Annotated in this window: 9 protein-coding genes; all 9 read right to left on the bottom strand. The window is 55.6% G+C overall.

Annotated features, from left to right (window positions below; genetic code table 11):
* Positions 1-58 precede the first annotated feature (58 nt).
* Positions 59-1,381 carry a branched-chain amino acid ABC transporter permease gene (locus H4N61_RS15905; protein ID WP_182394455.1) on the bottom strand — a complete coding sequence of 441 codons (1,323 nt, stop codon included), beginning with the start codon at positions 1,379-1,381 and terminating at the stop codon, positions 59-61.
* Complete coding sequence (locus tag H4N61_RS15910) at positions 1,378-2,385, bottom strand: branched-chain amino acid ABC transporter permease (RefSeq protein WP_182394456.1); 1,008 nt, start codon at positions 2,383-2,385, stop codon at positions 1,378-1,380. The genes H4N61_RS15905 and H4N61_RS15910 overlap by 4 nt, the downstream gene beginning before the upstream one ends.
* A gap of 2 nt (positions 2,386-2,387) precedes the next feature.
* Positions 2,388-3,092: an ABC transporter ATP-binding protein gene (locus tag H4N61_RS15915; RefSeq protein WP_169195566.1), complete on the bottom strand. Its 705-nt coding sequence runs from the start codon at positions 3,090-3,092 to the stop codon at positions 2,388-2,390.
* Positions 3,092-3,907 (bottom strand): ABC transporter ATP-binding protein, encoded by an 816-nt coding sequence (locus H4N61_RS15920; RefSeq protein ID WP_349236466.1) that lies wholly within the window; start codon positions 3,905-3,907, stop codon positions 3,092-3,094. Before H4N61_RS15920 ends, H4N61_RS15915 begins: the two co-directional genes overlap by 1 nt.
* Before the next feature lie 79 nt (positions 3,908-3,986).
* Positions 3,987-4,349 carry a methylglyoxal synthase gene (locus tag H4N61_RS15925; RefSeq protein WP_169195568.1) on the bottom strand — a complete coding sequence of 121 codons (363 nt, stop codon included), beginning with the start codon at positions 4,347-4,349 and terminating at the stop codon, positions 3,987-3,989.
* A 71-nt stretch (positions 4,350-4,420) separates the two neighbouring features.
* Positions 4,421-6,037, bottom strand: a complete 1,617-nt coding sequence (locus H4N61_RS15930; protein ID WP_248306530.1) for a globin-coupled sensor protein — start codon at positions 6,035-6,037, stop codon at positions 4,421-4,423.
* Between the two features lie 185 nt (positions 6,038-6,222).
* A complete protein-coding gene (locus tag H4N61_RS15935) occupies positions 6,223-7,938 on the bottom strand; it encodes a methyl-accepting chemotaxis protein (RefSeq protein ID WP_248305998.1) in 1,716 nt (571 codons plus the stop codon).
* A 263-nt stretch (positions 7,939-8,201) separates the two neighbouring features.
* Positions 8,202-10,244 carry a methyl-accepting chemotaxis protein gene (locus tag H4N61_RS15940; RefSeq protein WP_182394457.1) on the bottom strand — a complete coding sequence of 681 codons (2,043 nt, stop codon included), beginning with the start codon at positions 10,242-10,244 and terminating at the stop codon, positions 8,202-8,204.
* A 197-nt stretch (positions 10,245-10,441) separates the two neighbouring features.
* A complete protein-coding gene (locus H4N61_RS15945; RefSeq protein WP_169195620.1) occupies positions 10,442-12,481 on the bottom strand; it encodes a methyl-accepting chemotaxis protein in 2,040 nt (679 codons plus the stop codon).
* Positions 12,482-12,527 lie beyond the last annotated feature (46 nt).

The raw sequence follows: 12,527 nt of genomic DNA on the forward strand, positions 1-12,527 counted from the left end.
GCAAAAGAAAGGCCCGGCAGTTTTCTGCCGAGCCGTTCTTGTCCAGCATGTCACTACGCTAACTGCGTTTGACCACTTCGGGGATCAACCCCTTGGGCGCGTAGCGCAGCGCGATAGTGATCACCACACCCAAGACAAACACGCGCATTTGCAGGGCTCGGCTGTCGATTTCTGGGATAGCGCCCCACCCCATCTGCTCCGTAATGACCGAGAGATTGAGGAAGATCATCTGCGCGAGCGGGTCCGAGATGATCCAAATGATGTAGATCAGGAACGCGCCAAGCACGACGCCCCAGTTATTTCCGGCCCCGCCAACGATCACCATCACCCACACCATGAACGTGTGGTTGATCGGCTGGTAACCTGAGGGGTCAAAGATCTGGGTGAACGTTGCGAGCATAGCGCCGCCGATGCCCATCAGGATGGAGCCGAAGACGAACAGCTCCAACTGGCGTCCAGTGACATCCTTGCCCATGGAGCCCGCGGAAATATGGTTGTCGCGGATCGCCCGCATCATCCGGCCCCACGGCCCACCGTAGGCACGCTGCACGAGGAAGAACGCGCCAATCAAGATGGCAACGCAGACAACGAGGAACATAACGCGCGCGTAGATAAAGCTTTCCGGGATCGAAGCGCCTGCCGCCTGCAACTGTTGTGGCAGTGGGGTTGGCCAAGGCATGGGCGACACGGTCATGGTGCCACGGGTTAGCCAATCCATATTTTTGATCAGCGCCCGGATGATTTCGGAAATGCCGATCGTCGCAATCGCCAGGTAGTCGGTCCGCAGGCCAAGGCTGATCTTGCCAACATAGAAGGCAATAACCGCCGACACCAAACCACCGAAAGCCCAGCCCAAGATTGGGTGCAGACCCAAGCCCCCCACAAAGCCAGCGGTCGATTCTATATAGGTCGCAGCGGGGTCAATTTGGGTCCGATAGATGATGTAGCCGACGAACCATGCCAAGGCGACAATGGCGGTGCGCGCTTTACCGGTAATACCAAGACGATCCACTTTTCGCGCCGCCCACACCAGCGCAACGGCAATGAGGAACGCGAGCACAGCGCGACCCAACATCAACGGGCCGTCACTTTCCCAAAACGCCATGTTGACGGGATAGGAGAGGAACACGGTCGAGGCACCACCGACCATGAGAAAGCCCATGATGGCAAAATTGAACAATCCGCCATAGCCCCACTGAATATTGAGGCCCAGTGCGATCAGGGCAAAGGCGGTCGCCTGCGTCAAAATCAGCAGGATAGACGCGGTCCCCTGAACAAGGCCCACGAGCAACACCAGGACGAACATTGCCGCAAACAAGGCAATGCCACGCCGTACCGGGTCTTCCCAAATTTTGGATAGTGAAGAGGGCGACGCGCTCATGTCGATGCTCCCTTAAAAATACCGGTCGGGCGCACGAGCAGCGTAATCACCAAAATCACAAAAGCGACTGTGAGCTTATATTCGGTTGGGACGAGGGCCAGGTTTGACGGCAGCTCCATGCCTCCGGGCAAGAAGGCGTTGAGAGGCCGCAAAACAGCAGTCCAGTTGAACACTGCCAGCGTTTCGGCAAAAGCAATCAAGAACCCGCCCACGATTGCCCCATAGGCGTGGCCGAGCCCGCCAACGATCGCCGCCGCAAAGATAGGCAACACAATATTGAAAGCGAGGTCCGGCATAAGGGCGACGTCGAGTGCCAGCATGGTTCCAGCAACACACGCGAGCGAGCCCGCAATCACCCAAGTAACGCGAACAACAAGGGCGGTATTGATTCCAGAAACCTGCGCAAGGTCTGCATTATCCGCCATCGCGCGCATCGCCTTACCCAGTCGCGAGCGGGTTAGGAAGAAATGCAGGGCGACAACGATCAAGGCTGTAACCACAAACATGATGATCTGCGGCTCGGTGATGCTGATGGGGCGCGTGCCCCCGGCCCAGCTCATATCGAAGCGGAAGATATCTTTGGTTTCGCCTTCCACATACAATTGGCGCGTGCTCGACCCGAAGATGAGACGCACAAGGCCTTGAATCATCAGCGTCACGCCGATGGATGCGATAAGCAGCGTCACCGGCTTTGCCCCGCGGGCGCGCAAAGGCGCGTAAAAGCCTTTATCGATCCCCAGCGCCAAGAACGCTGTGATGACCATAGCCACCGGCAAAACAATGAACGCCATCGGCAATGGCAAGATAATGCCCATCGCCGCCATGGCCGATGCCAATAAGAAGGCGATAAAAGCCCCCATGGTCATCATGTCGCCATGGGCGAAGTGCGCAAAGCGAAGAATGCCGAAAACCAGCGTCACGCCGATGGCGCCCAGCGCATAGATCGATCCCAGAACGGTTCCGGAAATCAGAGCGCGGTTGATAAAGAAAATAAGCTCGTCCACGCCTAGCCCCCCAGGAAACTCTTGGCCACTTCCGGATCTGCGATCAGCTCCGGTCCAGTGCCTGTGAAGCGGTTCTGCCCCTGCGCCAGAACAAAGCCCTTAGAGGCAAAGGCCAAAGCCTGCCGGGCGTTTTGCTCCACCATCAATATGCCGACGCCCTCTTTGTTGACGCGCACAATGGTTTCAAAAATCTCGATGACATAGCGCGGCGACAAGCCTGCGGAAGGCTCATCAAGCATGAGGAGGCTGGGCTTGCTCATCAGTGCCCGACCCATGGCCACCATTTGACGTTGCCCACCAGAAAGCTCACCGGCAGGTTGACGGCGTTTTTCCTTGAGCACTGGGAACATGTCGTAAACCCAACTCAACGTGCCGGAGAAATCGTCGCTACGGGTAAATGCGCCCATCTCGAGATTTTCTTCAACAGTCATAGAAGTAAAAACGTTTTTCTCTTGGGGCACGAAACTCAGCCCCTTAGGCACGAGCTTATCGGGGAGCGAATTGGCGATATTCTCGCCACCAAATTCGATCGTTCCACCTGTAACTTTAAGCAGGCCAAATATGGCCTTGAGAGTGGTCGACTTTCCCGCGCCATTAGGCCCAACGATGACACCGATATCGCTCTGCTCAATCGCCATGTCGACGCCATTGAGAATGGGCGCGCCACCATAGCCGCCAACGACGTGCTTTAATTCGATCAACGCCATTAGTTTGCTACCTCTACCGGGGAGCCAAAATAGGCCTCAACAATGGCAGGGTTTGCGCGAATTTCGCTCATCGGCCCCTCGGCGATCTTTTCGCCCTGTGCCATGACGATCACCGGATTACACATGCGCCCGATGAGGTCCATGTCATGCTCGATGACAAAGAAGGTGTAGCCAAGCTCGCGGTTCATGCGCTCGATATTGTCCGCCAGATCATTGAGCAACGTCTTGTTGACGCCAGCAGCAACCTCGTCCAGCAGGACGACTTTGGCATCCACCATCATCGTACGACCAAGCTCTAGGAGCTTTTTCTGCCCCCCGGAGAGATTGCCAGCCAATTCGTCGCGGACATGTCCGAGCTTGAGGAAGTCGATGACTTCCAACGCCTTTTTGCGCACTTCGGTTTCTCGGCTACGCACCAATCTGGGCCGCAGCCAATTGTCGAGCAAGCTTTCACCCGGCTGGTCGCCCGGAACCATCATCAGGTTCTCTAGAGCGCTCATCTGGCTGAATTCATGCGCAATCTGAAACGTGCGCAACATGCCAATACGGAAAAGGGCATGTGGCTTCATCCCTGTAACGTCCTGATCATCAAATATGACCTGTCCGCTATCAGGAACAATGTTCCCGGCGACTATATTGAAGAGTGTCGATTTCCCGGCACCGTTAGGCCCGATCAGCCCAGTGATAGAGCCGCGCCTGACGGAGAGTGAGCAGTTATTGACGGCCTTGAGGCCGCCAAAACTCTTGCTGACGTTTTGAACGTCAATAACTAAGTCGGAGGACAAGTTCCCGAGAGCCCCGATGTTCCTGAACAAACTATTGCGCCCGGTTATTCCGAGCTGTCTTCAGGCATCTGTTCATACGATTGCGAACCGGTCAACCGGGGCCACTTAGTCAAAGTGCAGCCAATACCGCGTCAGCTGTCGATTTATTATTGGCAAAGGGCACGTCGTATAACGTCGCTAGGCGGTTTAGCGCTTTGATATCAACATCATGAGGTTGCGCTGACAGGGGATCAATAAAGAAGATCAACATGTCCAAGCGCCCTTCGCAGATCATTGCACCAAGCTGTTGATCGCCGCCGAGAGGCCCAGATTTAAGCAGTTTAACGTCTAGACCGGTTGCGGCCATAATACGGCTACCGGTTGTCCCGGTGCCCCAGAGCTCGTGTTGAGCCAGCTTATCCTTATGAACCTCCGCCCACCGGCAGAGGTCATCTTTTTTGTCGTCGTGGGCCACAAGGCCAATATGCGCCATAAGAAGTCTCCGTTGCTCTCTTTTAGCCCTTAAAAGGGGACAGCGAGCAACGGATATTCGTTGAGCAGGGGTTAGAATTCATCCCAGTTATTGGCGAGCGCGGTATTACCACTCGTTTGGAGTGGAGCACCCCCACGTCTGCGGCGCTGTTCGCTCATCGGCGCACGCCCGGCACGATCATTGAGACGGAACACATCCACGATCACGTCAAGCTCGCTCGCCTGAGCTTCTGTCTGCTCAATGGCAGCATTGGTTTCTTCAACCAGTGCTGCATTGTGTTGGGTCATCTCGTCCATCTGGCGGACAGCCGTGGTCACTTCGCGAAGAGCGGTCGATTGCTCACGATTAGCCAGCGCGATCGAGTCAATTAGGCTAGCGCTCTCTTCAGCACCGCCCTGTATCGCCTCAAGGGTTTCGGCCGCCTTAGACACCAGCAAATTGCCGCCGCGAACTTCGTTCGCACTCGCTTCAATAAGCGTCTTCACTTCGGCGGAAGCATTGGCTGTGCTCTGCGCCAAGCGACGAACTTCAACCGCAACCACGGCGAAACCCTTACCCGCTTCACCAGCACGCGCGGCTTCGACAGAGGCGTTCAATGCCAACAAATTGGTTTGGAACGCGATGTCATCGATCATGCCGATGATGTTGGAGATTTTCGCAGACGACTGACGAATTGCGTCCATTGCCTTGGTCGCGTCGGCCATCACATTGCCGCCTTCAATGGCGTCCTGAGCGACAGAACGCGCCTTCCCGCTGGCGTCATTTGCGCGGGTAGCATTTTCCAAGACTGCTGCCGACAACTGCTCAACGGAGGCAGATGTTTGTTCAATCGCAGCTGCCTGGCGTGTCGTGCGATCGGCCAGATCGTTGGTGCCAGCCAAGATTTCACTCGTAGCCGTCTTCAAAGAGCGCGATGTGTGCTGGAGCTGACCAACAATGTCGTCAAGCTTGTCCACCACCGCATTGGTATCCTGCTTGAGTTGATCAAACTGCGGGTCCAGATCTTCAGTAACACGCTGGGTCAAATCGCCGGTTGCAACGCCGCGCAAAACCTTACCCGTAGCGTCCATCGCCTGATGAATTTTCTCACGGGACGCCGCTTCAGCTTCCTGCGCATCCGAGGTGAGCTTATCGAAATAGGCCGTCACACCAATGTCGATGTCGATCAGCATCGACTTCATCATCGCGACAACCTTGTCGGAAACGTCGGCCGCGCCTGCCATGACCTGATCGCAGCTCGGTGGCACCATACGGCCAAAGCGCCCCTTCTTGGGCTGCATGACCTCGGTCATCAAATCCTGGACGACATTCTTGAGCAAGGTTTCAAAAATAACGCCATAACCACCAATGTGCCAGCGCGGCTCCAACCCGATCAGGGCGTGCCGCAAGCCAACCTTGGCGCTGTTTTCCATATATTCGGCGTCAAGCTGACCAGCGGCAATCGCGCTCCAATGGCCAATTTGACGTGACTTGGCGCGATCCATGTGCGGGCGACCACCACCGAAGAAACGGGCCACTTCAGGTTCTTTAGCGACCTTGTCATAAAAATGATCCAGCGCTGGACCGACATGCTTTTCAATGGTTGGCTGAATACTGGCCAGCTGCGCACGCGCATCTTTGTTCAGGTCAATAAAGTCCAGGCGAGTTTGCAGCGCGGCAGGAATGTTCGAAGGCAAGTCAGACACCATAGTTTAGATCCGCTGGATCAGTTCACCATTCCAGATGCGAACATCTTGATCTGGATCAACCAACCCACAGCGCTAAACGACGAGGGTAAACACGGAGTTATTTACCGCTCGTGAAATGGGACAAATCAAAGATTTAGGTGCAGAACCGCGCAGTCGCCGCCCACTGCTGCGACAACACCTGTGCTTTACTCTGCAGCACGCAGGCTTTGCTGAAACGCGTGCTCTGCTGTGCCCGCCCCGTCGCTTTTAAATACGGCAACCAGATCATCCAGGGCTGCCGCTTGTGTTTCAGTTTGCTCAATAGCAGCGTTGGTCTCTTCGACGAGCGCGGCATTGTGCTGGGTCATCTCATCCATCTGCCGCACGGCGACAGATACCTCGACCAAGGAGGCAGATTGCTCCCGGTTCGCAGTGGCAATTTCGTCGATGAGTGTTGCGCTCTCTTCGGCGCCTTTGACAATGTCCGCGAGACGATCAGCCGCCTTTGATACCAATTGCGATCCGCCGCGCACCTCGCCCTCGCTGGCCTCGATCAAAACTTTAACATCTGACGACGCTTGCGCAGCCGACTGAGCGAGCCGCCGCACTTCAATAGCAACAACGGCAAACCCCTTGCCGGCTTCGCCAGCCCGTGCTGCCTCAACCGAGGCGTTGAGTGCCAGAAGGTTGGTCTGGAAAGCAATGTCATCAATGAGACCGATGATTTTCGAGATTTTGGTCGACGATGCCTCGATCGCGGTCATGGCCTCGGTTGCCCGACCCATCACTGTCCCACCATCGATTGCCACAGAGACCACGTGACGCGCTTTTTCGTTGGCACTGGCGGCACGCTTAGCGTTTTCAGTGACAGCTCCTGTGAGTTGCTCCACCGAGGCCGATGTTTCTTCAATGGTGGCCGCTTGCCGGGTCGTGCGTTCTGAGAGGTCGTTGGCCCCCGAGAGGATTTCACCCGTGGCAATTTTTAACGAGCGCGAGGTGGTACGCATTCCCTCAACGATCTCCTGCAACCGCCCAAGCGATGAGTTGAACGCGTGACGCAAGGCCTCATACTGGCCTGTATAAACGTGATCGATATGGCCAGATAAATCGCCCTGCGCCATCATTCGTAGGCTTTTTGTGAGTTCGTTTATGACGCCCTCGGCACGCTTGCGCTCGCTAATGTCGGTGGCAAACTTGACAATTTTCGAGACGCGACCAGCGGCATCGAGCACAGGGTTATAGCTCGCCTGGATCCACACTTCTTTCCCGCCCTTACCGAACCGCTGGAACTCGGCTGCCACATATTCGCCGGACCGCAAGCGCTGCCAGAACTGAGCGTATTCGTTCGTCCTTGTGTAAGCGGGATCACAAAACATGGAATGATGTTTTCCCGCGATCTCGGCCAAACTGTAGCCGAGCGTCGTGAGAAAATTGGCGTTGGCAGTGATGACAGTGCCGTCAAGGTTAAACGATATCACGGCCTGCACGCGTGAGATCGCTTCGATTTGAGCTGCATGGTCAGCCGCCATCTGTCGCTGCTCGGTAATATCGGTGGCGAACTTAATCACCTTTACTGGCCGACCGTTCGCATCGAATACCGGACTGTAGCTGGCTTGTATCCAAACCTCCCGCCCACCCTTACCAAAGCGTTGGAAGGCGTCGGATTTGAACTCACCTTTGCCGAGGTCAGCCCAGAAGTTTTTGTATGCTGGACTTTTTACGTATTCGGGGGCGCAAAACATGGAGTGGTGCTTGCCCCGCACTTCATCGAGCCCATACCCCAAGGCCTTTAGGAAGTTCTCGTTTGCGGTGATGATCGTGCCATCGAGTTCAAACTCGATAACTGCCTGACTTCTCAGCAGAGCCGCAAGTTTGGCTGCGTCGTCCTTGCTACTGTTCTGCCCAAAAGAAAACCGTCTCATGCCCATGCCCCTTTGGACCGGCGGCACACCGGCCGTGCACGAAAAGACTGGAGGAGGATGGTTAACTAAGACTTTTGTGGCGCTGGTCCGCCCAGCGCCACTTCCAGGTGAGTGCGGCGTTAGCCACTCAAGTTCTGTTAGCTAACAGCGATCTTTTTTGTTCAAGGGCAGTCAGTAAGTTCGCCGTTAACTAGGCATTAACCATAAATACAAAAAGAGGGCGCCGTGGCGCCCTCAATGGGAAATCTTGGATTCAACGATGCTTAGAACTCGCTCCAGTCGGCGTTCAGCGCTGTGCCGCCCTGGCTGAGGTAAGAGCGTGCCGCACTCTTAACGCGGTCACGCTGAACCGGAGCCGAACCCGCCGCTTCACGTTTCGCGGGTGCAGCCCGCTTTTGCTCAGACTGTTGGATTGTAAACACATCCACAACACGGTCGAGTTCGCTAGCCTGTGCTTCGGTCTGCTCGATGGCAGCATTCGTCTCTTCCACAAGAGCCGCGTTATGCTGAGTCATTTGATCGAGCGTTCGCACTGCGACACCGACTTCGTCAATTGCAGCGGCCTGGGCCTTGCTGGCCTTGGCAATCGACTGCATCAGGACGGCATTCTCGGTCACCGCGCCCAGCATTGCCTTAAGCTGCTTGGCTGCACTCGACACGAGATCCGAGCCTGATTTGACTTCCTTTGCACTGGTTTCGATCAGTGCCTTCACTTCGGCCGAAGCCTCAGCTGCAGACTGCGCTAGACGACGCACTTCGACAGCGACCACCGCAAAGCCCTTGCCCGCTTCGCCCGCACGCGCCGCTTCAACCGAAGCATTCAGTGCCAGCAAATTGGTCTGGAAGGCAATGTCATCTATCATGCCCACAATGTTGGAAATCTTGGCGGAAGACTGAGCAATGCGATCCATCGCGTCATTTGCCGTTTCCATCATCTTTCCGTTGCGCTCCGCATCGGCGGACACAGCATTGGCCGAAGCGTTGGCGTCGTCAGCCATGCGGGCGTTATCCTGCACGGTGCTTGCCAGCTGTTCCATCGCAGCAGAGGTTTGCTCGATCGTCGCCGCCTGTTTGGTGGTGCGTTCGGACAAATCATTGGTGCCGGAGAGCAGTTCGCCAGTTGCTGTCTTGAGCGTACGCGAGGTTTCGCGCAGCTGCCCGATAACATCCGAGAGGCTCTCTGCCACGGCGTTGGTGTCTTCTTTGAGCTTGGCAAACGAACCCTGGTACTGACCGTTCATACGGCGGGTGAAGTCGGCCTTGGCCATCGCCGCCAGCACATCGCCGGTCTCGCCGATACCACGGTCGACAGTCTCAACCAGCGAGTTGACACTAGCGGCCAGAGCATTGAGCTCACGATCAGGGAATTCGGCATGAACGCGCTTGGTGAAGTCGCCAGCAATAGCGGCGTCCACCACTTCGCCAAAAGCCGCCTGCAACTCGACCATCATGTCGGTGCGCTCGATACGGCGGCGCTCCGAAGCAGCGCGTTCTTCTTCCGTCATAGCGTTCACACGCAGACCATTTTCGCGGAAAACCTCGACCGCACGCGCCATATCACCAACTTCATTGGTGTACTGAACATAGGGTACATCGGTTTCGTACGCGCCCTTGGCGATCGCGTTCATGGTCGTTGCCAGCTTGGGAATGGTCGACATGATCAGCGACGAAACCAGATAGCCGAGCACACCCAGAACAACCAAGGTGACCGCGCCAACAATCAGCAAAATCCACAATGTCTGCTGAATGCCAGCTTCGATTTGATCCTTATCGAGGCCGACAAAGATGACGCCGATGACGTCGTTCTGGTGATTTGTGATCGCCTGATAGCCGATATAGTAGCCAACGTCGCCATAGGAACCCTCGCCCCGATAGGAACCGCTGGTCACAACCGGGTTATAGGCAGGGTCGGCTTCCGCAAATGTCGATCCTAGGCTACGTTCTCCGCTTTCCTCTACAAAGCTCGATGTCAGAACGTTCAGTGGCTGGCCCGCTTGTTCCGCGCCGTAAATCATCGCTGTGCCACCGGTAAGACGGACAACAGAGTCGATGATGTTGTGGTTGATGAAAACACGCGGCATCGAAAATGCTGTCACGCGGCTCACGCTGCCATCTTCATTCCACTCGACCTTGGTCGAGGCCATCTCGCTGCTGATCAGAGAAACAGCGGTGCGCATATGGTTCTCGAGCGTGACCATTGCGTCAGCGCGAGATTGATTGCTCAGCGTAATATATGTGGCCGTACAGACAGCTGCCGTCGATAAAAGAATGCCCGAAATCACCAATGTGGCGATGAGAGCGGTCATGCGGATTTTGCCGAAAATTTGCATAGCTATAGACCAGTCCCCAATATGTTCCCGCCCTCCGACCCCACGTTCCAAAGGCGGTTGAGCTGTTTAACCCCAAACTAGGATAAAGGGGCTTAACCAACTGTTATTACGGAAAAAATAACGCGAGCCATCGCTGACCCGCGTTAAAGATTAAACACTCATAGACACTGACGTTAGAAGTCGTTCCAATCTTGCGAGACCGCAAGATTTCCTTGAGAACTTGGGCCACGAGAGGAATATTGACGCGACGGGCGCTCAGTCGCCGTAGGCCTCATTACGCTCGCTTCACTACGATGATGCGCAGGTGCAACTACAGCATCGACAGCGAAGACTTCGACAATCAAGTCAAGTTCATTCGCCTGCGATTCAGCCTGAGCAATAGCGGCGTTAGTCTCTTCGACCAAGGCAGCGTTATGCTGGGTCATTTCATCGAGCTGACGCACCGCGGAACTGACTTCCTCAATGGAATTTGCCTGCTCCGAACTCTGCTGAGCTATGGTCTCCAGCGCCTTGGTATTTTCGCGGATCGCGTCCAGCACGCTCGCAAGCTTGCTTGCCGCGTCATTGACGAGCTTGGAGCCAGTTGCGACTTCAGAGCTGGACTGATCGATCAATACCTTGACCTCGGACGAGGCTTGCGCCGCCGACTGAGCCAAACGGCGCACTTCTACCGCAACCACGGCAAACCCCTTGCCAGCCTCGCCAGCACGTGCGGCTTCCACCGAAGCGTTCAGCGCCAACAAATTGGTTTGGAAGGCGATATCGTCGATCAAACCGATGATGTTGGAAATCTTGGACGAAGACTGAGTGATCCGGTCCATCGCCTCATTGGCCGATTCCATTACGCGGCCGCCCTCTTCTGCGGTCTTGGTGACCTTGGAGGCATTCTGGCTCGCAATGCTCGCCCGCTCCGCATTTGAAAGCACTGTGGAGGCGAACTGCTCCATAGCCGCGGATGTTTCCTCAATCGTCGCAGCCTGACGTGTGGTGCGCTCCGACAGGTCATTCGCCCCTGAGAGGAGTTCGCCGGTTGCATTCTTGATAGAGCCGGACGTGTGGCGAAGCTGGCTAACGACCTCGCCGAGCTTGTCAGCAACGGCATCTGTATCTTCACGCAGCTTGGCGAAAGCGCCTTCGAATTCACCTTCCATGCGAAGGGTAAAATCAGCCTCGGCCATGGCAGAGAGCACTGTGCCAATTTCACTGACACCGTGATCAAAGGCACCAACGAGCTTGTTTACGCCTCCAGCCAGAGCATTGAGCTCTGCGTCTGGGAACTCTGTCTTAACGCGACGCGAGAAGTCTCCAGCAATAGCGGCATCCACGACCTGCCCGAAGGCATCTTGCAAATTGGCCATCATCGCGCGACGAGCATCCTCATCAGCCACGATACGCGCAGCTTCCGCTTCAGTCATTTGGCTAACGCGCAGACCATTTTCGCGGAAGACTTCGACCGCGCGGGCCATTGCCCCCACTTCGTTCTTGAAGCCGGTATAGGGCACCTCGATGTCGTAATTGCCCTCGGCAATCACATCCATAGTCTTTGCCAAACGCGGTATGGGTCGAGAAATGAGGCGCGATGAGACAAAACCCAACAGAGCAAAGACGATGGTGACGGGAATACCGACCATGCCAATAACGCCGAGAACCTCGCCTGCAGCAGCATTGACGTTTGCCATTGGCGTGCCAACCAAGATAGCACCCATCATGTCACCCTTGGTGCCAACAATAGGCTGAATGGCGACAAGGTAAGGCACGCCCTGCAAAGTCATCTGCGAGCGAATGGTTTCACCTTGCCCGAGCAAGGCAAGAGTTGGATCGCCACTGGTAATCTTCGCATCTATAGCGCGAGACCCATCGGCCGCCAGGAGTGTCGTGGTCTTAGCGACCAGATCGCCGGTCTCCTTTTCCAAAACATAGATAGCGGCGTCTTGCTTGGTGACGCGGCTCACGCTGTCGATGACATCGTTGTCGTAAAAAGGCGGCACAGCCCAGCTTTGGAAAGAAACAATGCTTCCATCCTCTGCCATGGTCAAAATGGAGCCCGATATTCGGCGCTCTAAAATGGTCGCTGCAACAGCAAGATTGGTGTCTTGCTGTATTTCGCTCTCGTCGATCGAGCGCTGATGCATGGTCAGGTAAAGTGTATGAGATATAGCACCAACCGAGCCAATGATTGAGACCATGACGAGGAGCAAAATGCTCGTAGTCATGCGCACACTGCCAAGCAGTTGAGAGATTTTTTTCATTTCTGTCCCC

Origin of the sequence: Devosia sp. MC521 (genome assembly GCF_014127105.1) — a bacterium.
GTDB lineage: Bacteria > Pseudomonadota > Alphaproteobacteria > Rhizobiales > Devosiaceae > Devosia.

Coding starts and splice junctions, on each gene's coding strand:
- H4N61_RS15905 (WP_182394455.1), bottom strand. CDS start 1,381: ATGAGCGCGTCGCCCTCTTCACTATCCAAAATTTGGGAAGACCCGGTA.
- H4N61_RS15915 (WP_169195566.1), bottom strand. CDS start 3,092: ATGGCGTTGATCGAATTAAAGCACGTCGTTGGCGGCTATGGTGGCGCG.
- H4N61_RS15925 (WP_169195568.1), bottom strand. CDS start 4,349: ATGGCGCATATTGGCCTTGTGGCCCACGACGACAAAAAAGATGACCTC.
- H4N61_RS15930 (WP_248306530.1), bottom strand. CDS start 6,037: ATGGTGTCTGACTTGCCTTCGAACATTCCTGCCGCGCTGCAAACTCGC.
- H4N61_RS15935 (WP_248305998.1), bottom strand. CDS start 7,938: ATGAGACGGTTTTCTTTTGGGCAGAACAGTAGCAAGGACGACGCAGCC.
- H4N61_RS15940 (WP_182394457.1), bottom strand. CDS start 10,244: ATGACCGCTCTCATCGCCACATTGGTGATTTCGGGCATTCTTTTATCG.
- H4N61_RS15945 (WP_169195620.1), bottom strand. CDS start 12,481: ATGACTACGAGCATTTTGCTCCTCGTCATGGTCTCAATCATTGGCTCG.